Origin of the sequence: Streptomyces sp. Je 1-332, assembly GCF_040730185.1 — a bacterium.
Classification (GTDB): Bacteria; Actinomycetota; Actinomycetes; order Streptomycetales; family Streptomycetaceae; genus Streptomyces.
On sequence record NZ_CP160402.1, the window covers coordinates 3,188,795 to 3,206,735 of the forward strand.

11 protein-coding genes are annotated in these 17,941 nt (G+C 71.3%); 4 read left to right on the forward strand and 7 right to left on the reverse strand.

What is annotated here, in order from left to right:
• Position 1 precedes the first annotated feature (1 nt).
• The 4 genes from ABXJ52_RS14455 (at position 2) to ABXJ52_RS14470 (ending at position 5,561) form a co-directional block, all read left to right on the forward strand.
• Positions 2-1,351: a sugar ABC transporter permease gene (locus ABXJ52_RS14455; RefSeq protein ID WP_367042457.1), complete on the forward strand. Its 1,350-nt coding sequence runs from the start codon at positions 2-4 to the stop codon at positions 1,349-1,351.
• Positions 1,348-2,229: a carbohydrate ABC transporter permease gene (locus tag ABXJ52_RS14460; RefSeq protein WP_367042458.1), complete on the forward strand. Its 882-nt coding sequence runs from the start codon at positions 1,348-1,350 to the stop codon at positions 2,227-2,229. Before ABXJ52_RS14455 ends, ABXJ52_RS14460 begins: the two co-directional genes overlap by 4 nt.
• 161 nt (positions 2,230-2,390) lie before the next feature.
• A complete protein-coding gene (locus ABXJ52_RS14465) occupies positions 2,391-4,640 on the forward strand; it encodes a bifunctional glycosyltransferase family 2 protein/CDP-glycerol:glycerophosphate glycerophosphotransferase (RefSeq protein ID WP_367042460.1) in 2,250 nt (749 codons plus the stop codon).
• A gap of 42 nt (positions 4,641-4,682) precedes the next feature.
• Positions 4,683-5,561: a class I SAM-dependent methyltransferase gene (locus ABXJ52_RS14470; RefSeq protein ID WP_367042462.1), complete on the forward strand. Its 879-nt coding sequence runs from the start codon at positions 4,683-4,685 to the stop codon at positions 5,559-5,561.
• A 12-nt stretch (positions 5,562-5,573) separates the two neighbouring features.
• Here ABXJ52_RS14470 and ABXJ52_RS14475 read toward each other — a convergent pair whose 3' ends face one another.
• The 7 genes from ABXJ52_RS14475 to ABXJ52_RS14505 all read right to left on the reverse strand — a co-directional run bounded on the left by ABXJ52_RS14475 (position 5,574) and on the right by ABXJ52_RS14505 (position 17,813).
• On the reverse strand, positions 5,574-6,755 hold the full coding sequence (locus ABXJ52_RS14475) for a glycosyltransferase (protein WP_367042464.1): 1,182 nt from the start codon (positions 6,753-6,755) through the stop codon (positions 5,574-5,576).
• Entirely contained in the window at positions 6,752-9,562 is a 2,811-nt protein-coding gene (locus ABXJ52_RS14480) for a CDP-glycerol glycerophosphotransferase family protein (RefSeq protein WP_367042466.1), read from the reverse strand. The genes ABXJ52_RS14475 and ABXJ52_RS14480 overlap by 4 nt, the downstream gene beginning before the upstream one ends.
• Entirely contained in the window at positions 9,559-13,053 is a 3,495-nt protein-coding gene (locus ABXJ52_RS14485) for a CDP-glycerol glycerophosphotransferase family protein (protein WP_367042468.1), read from the reverse strand. The genes ABXJ52_RS14480 and ABXJ52_RS14485 overlap by 4 nt, the downstream gene beginning before the upstream one ends.
• A 186-nt stretch (positions 13,054-13,239) precedes the next feature.
• Positions 13,240-14,052: a TylF/MycF/NovP-related O-methyltransferase gene (locus tag ABXJ52_RS14490; protein ID WP_367042470.1), complete on the reverse strand. Its 813-nt coding sequence runs from the start codon at positions 14,050-14,052 to the stop codon at positions 13,240-13,242.
• Positions 14,053-14,107: 55 nt separating this feature from the next.
• Positions 14,108-14,848: a methyltransferase domain-containing protein gene (locus ABXJ52_RS14495; protein ID WP_367042472.1), complete on the reverse strand. Its 741-nt coding sequence runs from the start codon at positions 14,846-14,848 to the stop codon at positions 14,108-14,110.
• Between the two features lie 59 nt (positions 14,849-14,907).
• The gene (locus ABXJ52_RS14500; RefSeq protein ID WP_367042474.1) at positions 14,908-16,071 is read right to left on the reverse strand and encodes an acyltransferase; all 1,164 of its coding nucleotides are present in this window, start codon (positions 16,069-16,071) and stop codon (positions 14,908-14,910) included.
• Entirely contained in the window at positions 16,068-17,813 is a 1,746-nt protein-coding gene (locus ABXJ52_RS14505) for a hypothetical protein (RefSeq protein ID WP_367042476.1), read from the reverse strand. The genes ABXJ52_RS14500 and ABXJ52_RS14505 overlap by 4 nt, the downstream gene beginning before the upstream one ends.
• Positions 17,814-17,941 lie beyond the last annotated feature (128 nt).

Consider the following 17,941-nt stretch of genomic DNA (forward strand, 5'->3'; position numbering starts at 1 on the left):
GGTGGCGTCCGCGAACGCCGGGGGCGCGCCGAGTGCGGCGCTGCCCCCGGCCCCGAAACCGCGCAAGAGCGTGACCGGCACCCGCAAGGGCATGGCGGTGCTGTTCCTGGCACCGGCTCTGGTGCTGCTCGGCGCGCTCGTCCTCTACCCCATCGGGTACTCGGTCTTCCGCAGCTTCTTCGACAAGTCGGGCGACTTCACCGCGTTCGGCAACTACAAGACCCTGTTCACGGACGACACCATCCTGACCGCGATCAAGAACAACGCGATCTGGGTGGTCGTCGCCCCGACCCTCTCGACGGGGCTCGGCCTGATCTTCGCCGTGCTCACCGAGCGGATCCGCTGGGGCACGGCGTTCAAGCTGGTCATCTTCATGCCGATGGCGATCTCGATGCTCGCGGCCGGCATCATCTTCCGGCTCGTCTACGAGTCGGACCCCGACCGGGGTGTCGCCAACGCCATCGCCGTGACCGCGCACGACACCTTCGCCGAGTCGTCCGCCTTCCCGCAGGCGCACCCCAGTACGGAGTCGCCGCTGAAGTCGGCGAGCGGCGGGGCCTTCATCACGCGGAAGCCGGTCAGCGCGGGCACTCCGGTGATGCTTCCGCTGACCGGTGTCGCGCCGGACAGCATGCCGGACGACGCCAAGTCCGCCGCGGCCGCGAAGCCGGACCCCGACAAGGTCACCGGAACGGCCTGGCAGGACTTCACGCGCGGCAAGGGCCGGGGAGAGATGAACGCCCCGGACAAGGCCGAGTTCGGCTACCCCGGCATCAAGGTCGAAGCCGTCAAGAACGGCAAGGTGGTGGCATCGGCCGAGGCCGCGGCGGACGGCACCTTCGCCCTCCCCAAGGAGGCCGACGGGGCCCAACTCCGCTTCCCGGCATCGAACTTCCGCGAGCCGTACAACGGCGTCGACTGGCTCGGCCCCTCCCTCATCACGCCCGCGGTCATCGGCTCGTACCTGTGGATCTGGGTGGGCTTCGCGATGGTCCTGATCGCGGCGGGTCTCGCCAGTGTGCCGCGTGAACTCCTTGAGGCCGCCCGGGTGGACGGCGCCAACGAGTGGCAGGTGTTCCGCAGGATCACGGTGCCGATCCTCGCGCCGGTGCTCGCGGTGGTGACGGTCACGCTCATGATCAACGTCCTGAAGATCTTCGACCTGATCTTCATCATCGCGCCGAACTCCTCGAAGGACGACGCGAACGTCCTGGCGCTCCAGCTCTACAACTCCGCGTTCCTCGACGAGGATTCAGGCGTGGCGAGCGCGATCGCCGTGCTCCTCTTCCTCCTCGTGATCCCGGTGATGCTCTTCAATGTGCGGCGACTTCGGCGGGAGGCTCGGCGATGACCACCCAAGTCGAAGCGGTGAAGGCGAAAGAGTCGCTCGGCGGGCGGATCGCCGCCGTCCTGAGCGGCACCGCCGTACGCGTCTTCCTCGTCGTCGTCGCGCTGTTCTGGCTGGTGCCGACGATCGGTCTGCTGCTCGGTTCGCTGCGCACGTCGGCCGACATGGCGGAGAGCGGCTGGTGGAAGGTCTTCTCCACGCCGTCGCAGATGACGCTGGACAACTACACGACCCTGCTCAAGGACGAGACGATCACCGACTCGATCCTGTCCAGCATCATGATCACCGTCCCGGCGACACTGCTCGTCGTGATCATCGGGTCCCTCGCCGGGTACGCCTTCGCGTGGATGGAGTTCCCGGGCCGCGACTGGTGGTTCATCGGCGTCGTCGGGCTGCTCGTGGTGCCCGTGCAGGTGGCGCTGCTCCCGGTGTCGAAGATCTTCGGCGCGATCGGGATCTTCGAGTCGACGATCGGCGTGGTCATCTTCCACGTGGCCTTCGGCCTGCCGTTCGCGATCTTCCTCCTGCGGAACTTCTTCGCGGAGATACCCCGCGAACTTCTGGAGGCGGCACGCCTGGACGGAGCCGGTGAACTGCGGCTGTTCTTCCGGGTCGTGATGCCGCTCGGCGCGCCCGCGATCGCCTCGCTCGGCATCTTCCAGTTCCTCTGGGTCTGGAACGACATGCTGATCGCGCTGATCTTCGCCGACTCCAAGAGCCCGCCGATCACGGTCGCGCTCCAGCAACAGGTGCGCTCCTTCGGCGACAACGTGCAGATCCTCGCCCCGGGCGCGTTCATCTCGATGGTGATCCCGCTGGCCGTGTTCTTCGCGTTCCAGCGGCAGTTCGTGTCCGGCGTGATGGCGGGCGCGGTCAAGTAACGGACCTTGCCGGCACAGGTGCAGACGTTCGACGAGTGAGGCGGCCCCACGAGCGGGGCCGCCTCACTCGCACCCCTCCCCCAAATGCCACATTCGGCGTAACTCGACCGGCGGCCGGGCCGTTTCCGGGCAGTATGCCCGCGCCGACCCATGGATGTGCCTTGCCCCGGTTCAGTGTCATCGTGCCCGTGTACAAGGTGCAGGCATATCTGCACGCATGCCTCGAATCCGTCCTCGGGCAGTCGTTCACGGATCTTGAGCTGATCGCGGTCGACGACGCATCCCCGGACGCGTGCGGCGCCATCATCGACGAACACGCGGCCCACGACGCCCGGGTGAAGGCCGTCCACCTCAAGGAGAACGTCGGCCTCGGCCCGGCACGCAACGCGGGCATGGCGCACGCCACCGGCGAGTACCTGATCTTCCTCGACAGCGACGACACCCTCACCCCTGGCGCCCTGCACGCGATCTCCGACCGCCTCAAGGAGACGGACGGCCCGGACGTCCTGATCTACGACTACGCGCGCACGTTCTGGTCGGGCGAGGCCGTGCGCAACCAGTACGCGGCCCTCCTGACGGAGGAGGGCCGGGCCCCCTTCCGGCTGATCGACCGGCCAGGTCTGCTGCGCCTGTTGATGGTCGCCTGGAACAAGGCATACCGCCGCGACTTCATCGAGCGCGAGGGCTTCACCTTCCCGCCCGGCCTCTACGAGGACACGCCCTGGACCGCTCCGGTCCTGATGAAGGCGGACGCGATCGCCACCCTCGACCGGGTCTGCGTGCACTACCTCCAGCGCCGCCGCGGCAGCATCCTGCGCACCACCACCCGCAGACACTTCGAGATCTTCGACCAGTACGAGCGGGTCTTCGCGTTCCTCGACGAGCACCCGGAACTCTCGGCGGCCTGGCGGCCCGTCCTCTTCAGGAAGATGGTCGACCATCTCTCGGCGGTCTTCACCAAGCGCGACCGCCTCCCACGCGGCAGCCGCGCCGAGTTCCTGCGCAGGGCCCGCTCCCACTACCGCCGTTACCGCGTCCCCGGCCCCAGGCCACGCGCCCGCGCCCGCGTGCGGCACGGCCTGGTGCGCCTCGGCACCCACCGCACCTACCGGACCCTGTGGGCGGCACTGCGGTTCAGATCACGGGCCAAGCGGTACGCCACGACCGCACACCGCCGCGCCAAGGACGCCGTGCTGCAACTGCACTACCGCGTCCAGCTGCGTCTGCCGCTGCGCGCCGACCGCGCGGTCTTCTCCTCGTACTGGGGGCGCGGCTACGGCTGCAATCCCGGCGCCCTGGAGGCCGCGATGCGCGAGCACGCCCCGCACATGCGCACCGCGTGGATCGCGGACCCCTCCCACCACCACACCCTGCCGACGGCGACCCGCAGGCTGTGTCCCGGGACGGCCGCGTACTGGACCGCCCTCGCGCGCTCCAAGTACCTCGTCAACAACGTGGACTTCGACCGCAGGCTCGTCAAGCGCCCCGGCCAGATCATGATCCAGACCCAGCACGGCACGCCCCTGAAGCTGATGGGCCTCGACCTCCAGGACCGTCCCGCCGCCGCCCGTGGCATGGACTTCGCCGCCCTCCTGCGCAACGCCGACAAATGGGACTACGTCCTGTCGGCGAACCGCCACTCCACGCTGGTCTGGGAGCGCGTCTTCCCGGCCTCGTTCACCACGCTCGAGTACGGCTATCCGCGCAACGACATCTACCAGCGGGCGAGCACCGCCGACGTGGCCCGCCACCGCGAGTCCCTCGGCATCCCCCGGGGCGCCGTCGCCATCCTCTACGCGCCCACCCTGCGCGACTACCGCCACTCGCAGCTGCGCTCCCTCGACCTGGAACGGATCCTGCGCGGCCTCGGCCCCCGCTACGTCATCCTGACCCGCGCCCACCACTCGTACGAAGCCCCCTTGGCGCCCTCGTCGGACCGTCTGATCGACGTCTCGCACCACCCGAACGTCGAGACCCTCTGTCTGGCGTCCGACGCCCTGGTCACCGACTACTCGTCGCTGATGTTCGACTACGCCAACCTCGACCGACCCGTCGTCCTGTACGCCACCGACTGGGAGGCGTACGAGGCGGCCCGCGGCACCTATTTCGACGTGCGTGAGTTCCCGCCCGGCGTGATCGCGCGCAGCGAGGACGAGCTCACCGACATCTTCGCCACCGGCCACTGGCGCGGCTCGCGCTCGGCGCAGCTGCGCGCCGCGTTCCGAGACCGCTTCTGCGTGTACGACGACGGTCGGGCCGCTGAACGAGTTGTGAGGCATGTGGTGCTCGGTGAGGCAGGGGGTCTACCGTCTGTGGCGCCACTGGCGGACCGGCATCCGGCGCCGGCCGCCGGAGTGGCCGACGTGCCGCTGCCGCGGGCCGACGCCTTCCCGCCCACTCCGCGCTGCTAACCCCCCGCACCGTCCTCCTTCCCCCATCCCCTGGGACCCGATATGCAGAACGCTTCCGCCAACACCGGCCACCTGCCGCGGCCGAGCCGACTCTCCGACGTGAAGGGGTGGTTCCACCCGGTCGACCAGGTGCTCTTCGACTGGATCCTGAGCCGGCAGCGCGATCTGGAGCAGCGGGGTGATCTGCTGGAGCTCGGCGCCTATCTGGGCAAGAGCGCCATCTTCATGGGCGCGTATCTCCGTCCGGACGAGACGTTCACCGTCTGTGACCTCTTCGACTCCCCCGCCCCCGACGAGGCCAACTCCGCCGAGATGGGCCGCTCGTACGCCACGCTGACGCGCCGCGCCTTCGAGGCCAACTACCGCTCCTTCCACGACGGTCTGCCGCGGATCGTCCAGGAGCCGTCATCGGGGATCACCGCGCACGTGGAGCCGGACAGCTGCCGCTTCGTGCACATCGACGCCTCGCATCTGTACGAGCACGTCCACGCGGACATCGCCGCCGCCAAGGAGGTGCTCGGGCCGGACGGGATCGTGGTGCTCGACGACTTCCGGGCCGAGCACTGTCCGGGCGTGGCCGCGGCGACCTGGGGAGCCGTGGCGAGCACCGGGCTCAAACCGCTGACCATCACGGCCACCAAGTTCTACGGGACATGGGGGAGTTACGACGCGATCCACGCCGATCTCGCCGCGTTCCTGAAGGAACGCGACGACATGTGGCACGGCGCCGAGGAGGTCGCGGGCTTCCCGATGATCCGGATCAGCGGCAAGAAGGCGAGGCAGCCGGAGCACCCGGTGTCACGGCACGCGGAGGAACCCGCCCCGGAGGCCCCGGCCGCCGGCCCGCCCCGGCCCACCGGCGCCGGGAGCCGGGCCAAGGGCCTGCTCTCGTCCCTGCTCACGCGCTCGGGCCGTTCCTGACCTCCGGAGAGTTCACCGCTCCAGGAGTTCGAAGAGTTCCTCCCAGCGTTCAAGGACCCGTGCCTCGGAGAACCGCTGGACGTTCCTGCGGGCCCGTTCCCCCATCGCGTCCCGCAGCCGTGGGTTGCCGGTGAGGCGCAGGACGCGGTCGGCGAGGGCCTCGATGTCGCCGGCGGGGGCGAGCAGGCCGTCCTCGCCGTGGCGCACGATCTCGCGGACGCCGGGCGCGCAGTCGAAGGCGGCGCAGGGCACCGCGCTGGCCATCGCCTCCATCAGGGCCAGCGGGAAGCCCTCGCCGCGGGACGACTGCACGAAGAGGGAGCTCTCAGCGAGCACGCCGGGCACATCGCTGGTGCGGCCACGCCACTGGACCGAACCGTCGAGGCCAAGGCGCGTGCACTGCCGCCTGAGGTCGGCCTCGTCCGCTCCGGCGCCGTAGATCCGCAGCGTCCAGTCGGGGCGCTGCGGGGCGACCAGCGCCCAGGTGTCGACGAGCATGTCGACGCCCTTCTGGTCGGCGAGCCTGCCGATGCTGCAGACCACCTTGCCCTCGCGGCGCGAGGGCACGTCGGGGAGGTGGGCCAGGGCGTTGGGCATCGCGCCGACGTTGTGCATGCCGTCGGCGATCCAGTCGTCGGCGTCCTCCTGGGTGAGCGCCAGCCAGCGGTCCACGGCGGGGTAGCTGCGCCTGATCGCGCGGTAGCGGTGGCAGGCGCGGGTGTAGGCGTACGACTCATGGCTCATGCCGATGACGCGCAGGCCCGCGGTGTCCGCCTCCCTGATCCACTCCATCGGCCAGACCTGCGTGACGATGGCGACCGCGCCGGGGCGTGCGGCACGAAAGAGCTGCGAGAGCCGGTCGACGGTGCGGCGCTTGGCGGCGGCCCGCGCGGCCTCGCGCCGCCACGCCACCACGTTGAGCCGGCCGATGCCGCTGACCGGGCGCGGGGTCGGCGGATGCTCGCGGTAGAGGCTGGTCACGGGGTAGCCGCGGTCGTCGGGGAGGGCCAGTTTCAGCTCGGCCTCGTGGACGCCGATGACGTGCACACGGTGGCCGTTGCCCTGGAAGAGCCGCGCCATCTGGTGGGCCCAGGCGGTGACACCGCCGAGTTCGTCGACGGTGTTCGCCACGAGGAAGACATCGCGGCTCTTCCTGGCGGCCGCGATCCTCGTGGTCGCGATCGTCGTGGTCATGCCCCGTCCCTCTTCTCGGTGTTCCCGAACCGCTCCCCGAAGAGCGTGTCCACCACGCGGGCCGCGGCCCGCCCCCGGTCGTACGCGCCGAACCGCGCGGCGAACGCCCGCCGTGGCTCGGCCCACGCCACATCGGACTGCTTCAGCGTGGCGAGTACGCGCAGCAGCTCCTCCTCCGTCTCGACGACCGGCCCGCCCGCCTCGTCGCGCAGCGCGAAGTAGCAGCCACGCTCGGCCGCGTACGCGTCGAGGTCAGGCGCGAAGTGCACCAACGGCCGGTCCAGGAGCGCGAAGTCGAACATGATCGACGAGTAGTCGGTCACCAGGACGTCGGCGAGGCAGAGCAGCTCGCTCACGTCGTGGCGGGCGGATACGTCGATGACGGTGCCGGGCGGGCAGACCGGAACGCCGGCCGCCTCCATGTAGTGGGCGCGCACCAGGAGGACGTGGGTGTCGCCGAAGCGGTCGGCGAACTTGCGTACGTCGAGCGGCAGTTGTACCGGCTTGTGGTCACCCGCGGGCAAGCCACGGAACGTCGGCGCGTAAAGGACCACCGTCTTGTGGTCGGGGATACCGAGTTCGGCGGCCAACGACGGCCGCGGGAAGCGGCCTGAGGCCTCGTCGCGGGCGCGCGCGGCGACCAGCCGGTCGTTGCGCGGGTAGCCGCAGCGCAGCAGCCGCTCGTCGGGGATGCCGTAGGCGCGGGCCAGGGTCTTGACGTCGTGCTCGGAGCGCACCAGGAAGTGGTCGAAGCGGTCGACTGCCTCCGTGAGCCGCTCGCGCTGCGGGGCGTTCTGCATCTTCAGGCGCGCCTCGTCGAACCCCATCCGCTTGTACGCGGAGCCGTGCCAGGTCTGGAGATACGTGGTGTGCCGCGGCTTGTCGAGTGCGTGCGGGAAGCCTTGGTTGTCGATCCAGAACTCGGCGCGGGCAAGGGCCCACAGATAGCGCCAGGACCAACGGGGCACGAGGCGCGCGGAGTCGGGGAACCCATCGGCCGAAGCGGCGTACGACCAGGTGCAGCGCAGCCGCAACCGCCGGTCGACGATCTTCTGGTGGACCGCGCGCGGGCTGTCGCCGTAGTGCCTGCCCATGTGGCTCTCGAAGACGACCGATCCCTTGCTGACGGGGAGCCTCAGGAGCACACGCCGGTAGACGCGCGTCTTGACCGCCTTGCCGCTGAGCCTGCCCCACCTCCTGCGCAGGGCGCGCAGCCGGACCTTGAGTTTGCGCGCGGGGCGGAAGTGCGTGACGTAGTGCAGGGCCGACCGCAGCGTGCGGGCTGCGCGGTGGCGGGGCGCGGGGCGCAGCTCCAGCTGGTTCCCGCCGGTGACGGCGGCCCCTTGGCCCTCCCCCACGGTCTCCGGCTCGGCGACGAGTTCGGTGGTCAGCTCCCGGCCGCCCGCAGCGAGTTGGAGCCGCGGCTCCCAGGCGCGGTCACGGATGCCGAGGTCCCGCAGCCGGGCGGTGAGGCCCGTCCTGGCGCGCCAGACGACCGCGCCGCCGTCGTAGTGCACCTCCTCCACGGGTACGCGGAAGCCGCGCCGCCCCGCGCCCGGCGCCCGCACCTCGAGGCTGGCGGTGAGCGGTGGCCGGTCGGGCACCAGGCCGCCGGGCAGCACGACGCGCCCTTCGAGGACTGCCTCGCCTCCTACGACGTCGTACCGCGTGAGGCGGTTCAGGAGCGGCGTGTCGGCCAACTCGCGATGTTGGTGGCCGAGTTCACTGACGTCGAGCACTTCTCGTACGCGCGGGTCGTCCAGCCCGTCCGCGCGCCAGTAGACCTTCCCCTCCCGCTCGGTCAGCTCCGAGACGACGGTGCCCGGCCGCGCGAGCGCGTACGCGGCGGCGAGCACGCCGTCCGTGTCGCCGTCCGCGAGCAGCCGCACGCACACCCGCTCCACGGGATCGAGGGCGTCCAGGGCCCGCAGGTCCACGCGGCCCTGGAGGTGCGGGGCGAGACCGGCGGCGGCCCGGCGCCGTTCCTCCGCGGTGAGCCGCGGGAACGTACGGGCGCAGGGCACCACGTGGTCGACGAGGAAGGCACGCTCACGCCGGTCGCCCAGGTCGAGACGGCCGAGGCTCACCAGGAGCCCGGCGACGCGGTCGTTGGCGGCGGCGAGCGCGGGCGTCTCGCGGGCGGGGTCGGACGCCGCACGGTGGGTGGTGATCAGGTTCGGCACGAGGGTGATGCCGCGGACCCCCAGGGCGGCCTCGACGCCGAAGAGGACCTCGCTGTGGTCGAGGTCCTGCGCGTACCGCAGACGCATGCGGTCGAGTACGTCGCGGCGGACGCAGAACCCGGCGGTCAGGGAGTCCCTGGTGACGAGTTCGGGGGCGTCGGAGAGGTGCTCGATCTTCCGTGTCCGCGCGTGCAGTTCGGCCTGCCAGGCCGGGCCGCGCTCCTTCTTGCCGCTGCTCGTCAGCCGCGTCCAGCGCCCCGCCACCAGATCGGCTCCGGTGGAGCGCGCGGCTTCGAAGAGGTTCCGGCAGGCGTTCCGCTCCAGGAGTTCGCCCTCGCCGAGCACGATGACGTACCGTCCGCGCGCCGCGTCGAGCCCGAGGTTCCGCGCGGCGGCGAGGGGCAGCACGCTACCGGCGCGGACCAGGCGTACCCGGTGCGGCTGGTCGGCGGCGAGCGCCTGCGCCGCGTCGCGGGCGGGCCCGTCGGCCCCGGGGTCGACGAGGACCGCCTCGACGTTGTTCATCGTCTGGTCGAGCACGGACCGCACCGAGAGATCGAGCGCGTCCGCGTCCGTTCCCGCGACCACGACACAGCTGACGTCGTGCAGATCCGGCGTGCTCATGCGCGGCCCCCTTCGAGCATGGCGTCCACGACACCCGCGGCCGCGTGCCCGTCGTCCAGGTCGCAGAAGGCCTCGCGGAACCTGTCGTACGCGTCGGCGTAGGGGGCGGTGGCGGCCAGCGGGTCGCGCAGCGCGGCGATCACCTCGTCGCTCGTGGCGAGCAGCGGTCCCGGCGCCTGCGCCTCGAAGTCGAAGTAGAAGCCGCGCAGGGTGTCGCGGTAGTGGTCGAGGTCGTAGGTGTGGAAGAGCATCGGGCGGCCGGTCTGCGCGAAGTCGAACATGAGGGACGAGTAGTCCGTCACCAGGACGTCGCTGATCAGGAGCAGTTCGCTGACATCGGGGTGGCGCGTGACGTCGCGCACGAAGTCGGAGCCGGGGACGGTGCCGCCGACGAGGTAGTGCCTGCGCACGAGGAGCACCTGGTCGTCGCCGATGGCGCGCTCGGCGGCGTCGAGGTCGAGCTGGAGGTCGAGGGCGTAGCGTCCTGCCTGCTTGGGCTGGTTCTCGCGCCAGGTGGGCGCGTAGAGGACGACGCGTCTGCCTTCGGGGATGCCGAGCCGTTCGCGTACGGACGCCGCGACCTTGGCGCGGTCGGGGGCGTGCAGCAGGTCGTTGCGCGGATAGCCGCGTTCCAGGACCTCGCCGGTGTAGCCGAAGGCGCCGCGCAGGACGGGCGTCGAGAAGCGGTTCGGGGAGACGAGCAGGCTCCACTGGTCGGCGCGGCCGGGCAGGGTCGCCATGAAGGCGCGGTCTCCGGACGCGTGGCCCGCGAGGTCGCGGCCGATGCGCTTGAGGGGGGTGCCGTGCCAGGTCTGCACGACGTACTGGCCCTCGGCGCGCTCGAACCACTCGGGCAGCTGGGTGTTGGTCACGATGTAGCGGCTGCGGGCGAGGGCCTCGTGCCACTCGGCGGACCACAGGGCGAGGGGCGTGGCGCTCTCGGGCAGCGCGACCTGCTGGTCGCGGACCACCCACAGGTGTTCCATCTCGGCGCCTCTGGCGACGAGTTCCTCGTGCACGGCGCGGGGCGAGTCGGAGTACTGCCGTCCGTCGAAGCTGCAGTAAAGGACGGCGTCCTTCAGCGGCGCGCCGCGCAGGGCGGCGTACTGTTCGCGCAGTTCGCGCCGGCGCGGGCCGCCACGGTCGGCCACGGGCAGCGCCGAGCCCGAGCGCAGATGGAGGCCGTCGTGCGCGTGGCGTTTCAGACTGATCTCGCGGCCTGACCTGGTGCGTACGAGCGGCAGTTCACGGCCCTTGCCCGGCGCCACGCACACGGGGGTGTACTGCTCGGGGTCGCTCGCGCCCGGCTCGCGCAGGAAGAGGTTCCAGCGCCCTTCGGCGAGCGGCAGGGCACCTCCGGGCCCCGGCACGGCCTCGGGACGCAGCGCCGCGGCGAATCTCCCGCCCTCGATGCGCACCGGCACCACGGCCTCGTCGCCGTGGCCGCCGTGCACGAGGACCAGTTCCCCGGAGCGGGCCGCCGCGTCGGGATGGCTGCCCTCGACGACCAGCTCGTCCTCCCAAGTCACGGAGTCGACGAGCGGCCGCACGGTCTGATCGCGCAGCTCCAGGTTCCCCGACGCGTTGGCGAGGACGAGGAGTTCACGTCCCGGAAGGAGCCCGTAGCGCCCGGCCGGCACGTCGGGGCAGGCGGCGAGCGGTGTGCGGTCGCCGCCCTCGCGGACCAGCGCGACACCCCACGGGTCGGCCTCGCGCGGCTCACCGGTGCGCTCGTCCTCGGCGGCGTGGAAGAGGCCGAGCGGCACGTCGGCGCTGAAGTCGCGGCCGTTCACCAGAGCGGGGACGTAGTGCGCCTCCTTGGTGGCCCAGTTCTCCACCCGCAGGGCGTCGACGGCCCGCGACTCCCCCGGCGCGAGCCTCCCGTGCAGCCGGACGGTGCCGCCGCAGCCCTCGTGCGCGACCAGCCGCCCCGCCACCCGCTCCGTGCGCAGCCTCAGCCGGCCCTTGCTGAGGGTGACGGCCACGCGGAGGAACTCCTCCAGATACCGCACGGGCAGCCGCGGCGGGCTGAGCGTCCGGACCGGGCCGGTGCGCGGCAGCCACCCGCTGACCACGCCCATCTCCAGTTTCCAGGTGGTGCTGCGCCGCTTGGTGACGGTCCTGCGGGGGTCGATGACCGTCTCGAACCCCGACCGGTCGTAGCTGTGCAGTCCCTGCTTGGAGCGGTACGTCGCCTCGCGTGCCCGCACCGTGCGCAGCTTCAGCGGCAGCACGCGCCGCCGCCCGGCCCGCAGCCAGGCCACCCTGGCGCGCGCTCCGACACGTCCCGCGGGCAGGTTGGGGATGTAGGCGTAGCCCTTGAGCCGCAGCCTGCCCTGCTCGTCCCAGGCGACATGGGTGAGCCGCGCGTTGAGCGGCAGGTCGGACCGCTGCAGGGCGACGGTCTCGCGCGGCAGTGCGCCGATCCCGGGGAACTCGGCCCTGCGCCGGCGCAGACCGCGCACCCGGAAGGCCTCGGGGTGGGACTTCTCGTACGCCATGAAGGCGATCAGGTCGGTGACGCGGCGCCGGCGGATGAGCTGCCAGCGGACGCGCAGGGCGAGCGGCGGGGCAGCGAGGACCGCGGGGTCGACGGTGTCGGCGAAGGCGTTGGCCTGCTCCATGAAGACGTCGTGGTACGCGGAGTCACCGTGCGGCAGGGCTTCCATGAACAGCCACAGGTCGCCGGAGAGCACGGTCGTGTCGTAACGCCGCTTGGCGTCCGTGAACACGTCCGCCCGCGGTGTTCCTGCCGCCTCGGCGGCCTGCGCGGCGAGGAAGCCGCTGGCCGCGAGGACGGCGGCGGTGCGGTCGCGGACGGCGCGGGGCTTGGCGCGGCGGCTGGTGATGGAGCCGTCACGGTCGCGCCAGAGGTAGACGGGCTCCTTCAGTACGTCGACGGAGCCGGCGAGGAAGTGCGCGGGGATTGTGACGGGGGTGTCCTCGAAGAGCACGCCCTCGGGGAAGGTGAAGGCGTGCCGGTCCCAGAAGTCCCTGCGGTAGACCTTGTTGCAGGCGATGCGGTCGCCGAGCAGGACCCAGTCGCGGGTGACGTGCGTCGCGCTGCGGTCGCTCTCCATCATCTTGCGGAACATCGGCGACTGCTCGCTCCTGCCGCCGGAGCGCAGCCGGTGGACGTTGCCGGTGACGAAGTCGGACCCCGAGTCCTCCAGTGCGGCCAGCATCAGCTCGTAGGCGCCCCGCGGAACGACGTCGTCGCTGTCGACGAACGTCAGATACGTGCCCCGCGCCTCGCGCACCCCCGTGTTCCGTGCCGCCCCGAGCCCCGCGTTCTCCTGCTCGACGAGACGGAATCTGCCGTCCTGCGCGGCGAACTCGCGGGCGATGGCCGGGCTCCCGTCGGTGGAACCGTCGTTGACCATGACGACTTCGAGGTCCGGCATGGTCTGCTCGGCCAGTGACCGAAGGCAAGGGGCGAGAAACTCCTCGACGTTGTAGACGGGGACGACGACGGCGAGTCGGGGTGTCATGCGCTGCGCACATTCCTTCCGGAGTACTGACGGGCACGGCTGCGCGTCCTGCTGAGGGCCACTCGGTTAACAACGACCGCCCTTCCGGGTCACCCGCACAGAGCCATACGAGTGAGCGCGCGAACGGGCCCGGCACCGGTGGCCGAAAGCCGCCGGGCACCGGGCCCTCTCACGTGCCGCCGCCGGTCAGGGCTTCACGGCGATGCGGCCCTCGTCCATGCGCAGGAGCAGCAACCGCTCGCCGGTCTTGTCCATGAACTCGTCGACCGCCTGACGCGATCCCTGCCAGTAGCCGTAGTCGTCGATGAGCAGGACGCCGCCGCTGACCAGCCGCCCGTACAGGTGCTCGAGTTCGTGCTGGGTCGAGGCGTACCAGTCGGTGTCCAGGCGCAGGACGGAGATCTGCTCGGGTGCCTCGCGCGGGATGGTCTCCTCGACCCTTCCCTGCACGTAGTGCACGCGCTCCTTGGGGTAGGGCACCTTCTCGAATCCTGACCTGACGTCGTCGAGAGAGGCGACCGCCCAGATCGGGCGGTCCTTGCCCTGCCGTGCGAGCAGTTCCTCGGCGGACTTGCCGTCCAGGCGCAGGTCCTCCTCGGTGGGCGGGGTCATGCCCTCGTAGGTGTCGAAGAGGTAGAGGTCGCGCTCGCTCTCGCCGGCGGCGAGCAGCGCCTTGGCGCAGGCCTGCATCGAACCGCCGCGCCACACGCCGCACTCGACGACGGAACCGGGGATGTTGTGCCGGACGACGTGCCGGGTCGCCAGGATGAAGGCGTTCAGCCGTTCGGGAGAGGTCATCGTGTACGGCTTCACCGCACGGATGATCTCCTTCGCCTCTTCGTCGTAGTCGGCGGGGAGGTTCAGGCCCTTCGGCTTCGGCGCCGGGGCGGGCTTCGGCGCCGGGGCCGCCTCCGCACGCTGGGCCGGCACCGGGGCGCGAGTCAGCTGGTATCCGGTCAGTTGCTTCAGTGCGCCATTCACAGCGCGTCGCCATGCCATGGAAGCGGACAGTACGCGCAAGTCATCCTTATTGCCACATTCCGTCAACACGTGTTCATCTGGCGTCACTTACGGCCGAAACGGATTCCTCGGCCCCTTCGCGCGGGGCCACCACCTTGGGCCTGCCGCACTCGGTGCGCCCCTCGGCGGGCTTGGGCAGCGGGACGCCGTCGACCCCGCCGACCTTGTTCGCCCACCAGTTGGTGGTGCCGCGCACGAAGGCCATGGTGAGACTCGGGTAGTTCCTGGGGCGCTGGAACACGCCGACGGAGTCGCCCCAGTAGGCGTGCTTGGCGTCGATGTCGCCGTAGGCGTGGCGGATGCCCTTCATGGGCGGGAAGTCCGTGTAGGCCTCGCGGAGTTCGAGCCGGGTGTAGGCGGCCAGGGCGCGGAACCCGTCGGGGTAGTAGCGCCAGCAGTCCTGCGCGTCGTGCACATGGCCGCGCGAGGGCGCCGTGATGAAGGCGATGCCCTCCGGCTTCAGGACGCGCGCGATCTCCAGCATCGTCGCCCAGAAGAAGGGGATGTGCTCGAAGGCCTGCCCGGAGATGACGAAGTCGGCGCTGCGGGACTTCACGGGGATGCGGTACGGCTTCGTCATCACCGCGTCGACATTGCGGCCGTCGAGCACGTCGACGCCCACGTACTCCGTCTCGCGTCCTTCGAGCAGCGCCTTGTGCGTGCGGGTCTGCCCGTCGGAGACCCGGGCGCCCAGGTCGACCACCCGGTGACGCTTCCCCGTGGGCATGTACTGCTCCACACAGAGTTCCATCTGTTCGTACGCCGACTGGTGCACGTGTCCTCCAACGCTGGTACACAGAGCCTGGATGTGGATTTTCTCCGCATACACCGCACTTAACGTGTATCGACACAGCTGCTCCACTTGCGGGGAGTGCGCCGGGCACACCACTTCCTCGCCGGTTCCTCGACGTACGTGAACATCGCCCAGGACAGCGCGACCACGGTGACCCCGACGCCGAGGAGCGTGAACACCGCGGAGTTCTCCGGCTGCGGCCGGCCCCAGGTGTCGATGATCAGCCGGTTCAGGGTCTGGTGCAGCAGATAGAAGGCGTACGACCAGAGCCCGAGCAGCACCATCGGGCGCGAGCAGAGCCAGCCGCGGTGTCCGGTCAGCTCGCGCTGGACGTAGGCCGCGATGAACAGGACGGCGAAGAGCGCCGCGACCGACCTGAGGGCCCAGGTGAGCTGCCCGGCCGCGTACGGCCCGAAGAGCGAGGCACGGTTGCTGTGGACGACGGCGTACGCGACGAAGCAGGCGAACAGCACGGACGGGTTGAGCCGCAGCCGGTGGCCCCGGCGCAGGGCCAGGGCGCAGGCCATGCCCACGCCGAACTCCGGAAGACGGACCACCGGGTGCCGCATGATCCATTCGCTGGCGAAGGGGGAAAGGTGGGTGGCGGTCCACCAGTTGAGCGCCCACATCGCCACGAGCCCGCCGACGGCCAGCGGCACCAGGGTGCGGGTGCGCAGGCGCAGGACGTGACGGATCACGAAGGGGAAGAGGAGATAGAAGAAGACCTCGACACTGAGGGTCCACGCGACGCCGTTGCCCGGGAACACCGGGGTGACCCCGGGCAGCCACGTCTGCACGAGGAACAGCGAGGCGACGAAGCTGAGGATGTCCGTCGGCACCCCGCCCCAGAGGTAGAACACCCAGATGCAGGGCACGGTCGCGACCAGGTGGGCGGGCCAGATGCGGCCGAACCTGCGCCAGTAGAAGTGGCGGGCGCGGGTGCCGGGGCGGTGCCCCCAGGTGAGCAGGAACCCGGAGAGCACGAAGAAGAAGTCGACGCCGGTCGCGCCCAGCCTGGAGTACGGGAAGAGCAGCGGCGCGTGGGCGACGCCCCCGTAAGCGCTGAGTCCGGTGAAGTGGTGCACGAACACCGCGAAGGCGGCGAGGAAGCGCATCCCGGTGAGGGAGTCGACCCGGGACGCGGTCTCGACGGAGGTCCCGGATTCCGGGAGGGGGCGGGTCTGCCTCGGAAGTGCCGTCGTCATGCGGTGGTCTCCTCTCCCGCGCGCAGGGCCGGGGCGCAGCCCGCCGGGCGCATCTCGGCGACCATGGCGTCCAGGGACGGGCGCACACGCTCGCGCAGGGCGGTGATCAGGGCCGGGTCGCGCACCGCGTCGCTTCGGACGTAGTCGCCGCCGTTGCCCTCGCGGTAGAGCGGGACGTATCCCGCGGTCGCGAGGAGGGGCTCGGTCAGGCCCGTCTTCGCGGTCCACGCCGCGTGGACGTGGAGCAGTTCGGGGCGCACCTCGTGCAGGACGTGGTGGCGCAGGGCGGCCGTGTCGCGGGCCGCGTACGCGTCGGCCACGCGGCGGTCGGTCAGGCCCGCGAGGTCCAGGACGCGCAGCCGCGAGGTCAGCAGGGTGCCGCCGAGGTCGGGCAGGGCGACGGTGGCGTCGCGCAGGCCGAGGCTCGCGGCGTACATGTTGAAGGTGTCGCCGTAGCGCTCGGCCACGAAGCACATGGACAGGGTCGGGCGGTGGACGAACCTGCGGTTCGGCGCGGCCTGTCCGGTGACCGAGAGCAGCAGGGCGCCCGCGAGCGCGCAGCCGAGCAAGGCGCGCGCGCGGGGACTTTCCGCACGCCACACCGCGCCCGCGGCCAGGGCGCACGCCGTCGCCGCGAGCACCCACACCGGAGTCGCGAAGCGGTACAGCGCCATCCAGTCCCTGCCGAGCACGCCGTACGCGAGGAGGGTCAGGGCCAGCGGGACGAGCAGCGCGGCCAGGGCTCTGCGGGGCGCTCCGGGGCGGGCGAGCGCGATGCCGGCGCAGGCCGCGCCGATCAGGGCGAGCGCCCAGCCGCCGTACGTCAACAACTCGCCGGAGCTGGCGAGTTGACCGAGCCGCGGGGGCTTCTGGGCCTTGGCGACCGCGGTGTTCGGCACCCAGAGCCCGAAGGTCGCGCGGCGCCACAGCAGGAACGCCGCGTACGGCAGCGCGAAGGCCGCGCAGCTCAGGGCCGCCGCCCGCACGGCGCGCGCGATGCCGTCCCGGCGCAGGAACAGCAGCACGGTCACGGGGTAGGCCGCGGCGAGCACCGCGCCGTCCGGCCGGGTCAGTGCGGCGAGCAGCGCGATGGCCCCCGCGGCCGCGGCGACGGCGGGCCGCAGCAGGGTGCCGCGCACGACGCCGCGGACGAGGAGCGCTCCGGTCGCGGCGGCGGTCAGCGCGTACAGCGGGTTCTCCAGGCCCGAGAAGGACCACGCCACATACGACAGGTTCGCGGCGAGGACAACTCCGGCGAACAGCGTCACCGCCCAGGCCCGGCCCGGCAGTACGGCCCGCGCCGCCGCGGCCACGCAGGCGAGCACGCCCGCCGTGCAGAGCAACGCGAGTGCCTTGGGGTAGAGCACCAGGTCGCTGACGCCGAGCAGTGCGCCGTGGTCGAAGAGGCCGAGCCTGCGGCCGACGAGGAGCAGGGCGAGCCAGGAGGGGTTGGAGTACCCCTCGACGGGGTCGGCGCCCGGCTGCTGCACGGGGCCGAGGCCCTCGTCGATGCTGCGGGCGTAGGCGAACGTGATGGCCGCGTCGTCGACGATCCACTGACCGAGCGCGCTCGCGCGCCAGGCGATCAGGAGCGTCGCGAGCGCCACGGCCGCGGGGTCGGCCCAGCGGCGGCACCTCGACCGGAGGGTCGACGGGCGGGCCGAAGAGGGGAATTCGGCCGGGCGTGCGGATAGTTCCTTTGGTTTCTTGCGGCGCTGGAACTGCGCGAGGGGACTGGTCATTAGGGGGCCAACTTACACAAATCGCCCACAGTCACGCTCCCTTCCGCCACGCGGGTGACCCAGGGGCGGCCACACCCCGCGCCGGGGCGGACAACGGGCCGCCCCGGAACGAAAAACAGGCAAAGTGG

Excerpts from the sequence above, each read along its gene's own strand:
- ABXJ52_RS14460 (WP_367042458.1), top strand. The coding sequence starts at position 1,348 with ATGACCACCCAAGTCGAAGCGGTGAAGGCGAAAGAGTCGCTCGGCGGG.
- ABXJ52_RS14470 (WP_367042462.1), top strand. The coding sequence starts at position 4,683 with ATGCAGAACGCTTCCGCCAACACCGGCCACCTGCCGCGGCCGAGCCGA.
- ABXJ52_RS14475 (WP_367042464.1), bottom strand. The coding sequence starts at position 6,755 with ATGACCACGACGATCGCGACCACGAGGATCGCGGCCGCCAGGAAGAGC.
- ABXJ52_RS14480 (WP_367042466.1), bottom strand. The coding sequence starts at position 9,562 with ATGAGCACGCCGGATCTGCACGACGTCAGCTGTGTCGTGGTCGCGGGA.
- ABXJ52_RS14485 (WP_367042468.1), bottom strand. The coding sequence starts at position 13,053 with ATGACACCCCGACTCGCCGTCGTCGTCCCCGTCTACAACGTCGAGGAG.
- ABXJ52_RS14490 (WP_367042470.1), bottom strand. The coding sequence starts at position 14,052 with ATGGCATGGCGACGCGCTGTGAATGGCGCACTGAAGCAACTGACCGGA.
- ABXJ52_RS14500 (WP_367042474.1), bottom strand. The coding sequence starts at position 16,071 with ATGACGACGGCACTTCCGAGGCAGACCCGCCCCCTCCCGGAATCCGGG.
- ABXJ52_RS14505 (WP_367042476.1), bottom strand. The coding sequence starts at position 17,813 with ATGACCAGTCCCCTCGCGCAGTTCCAGCGCCGCAAGAAACCAAAGGAA.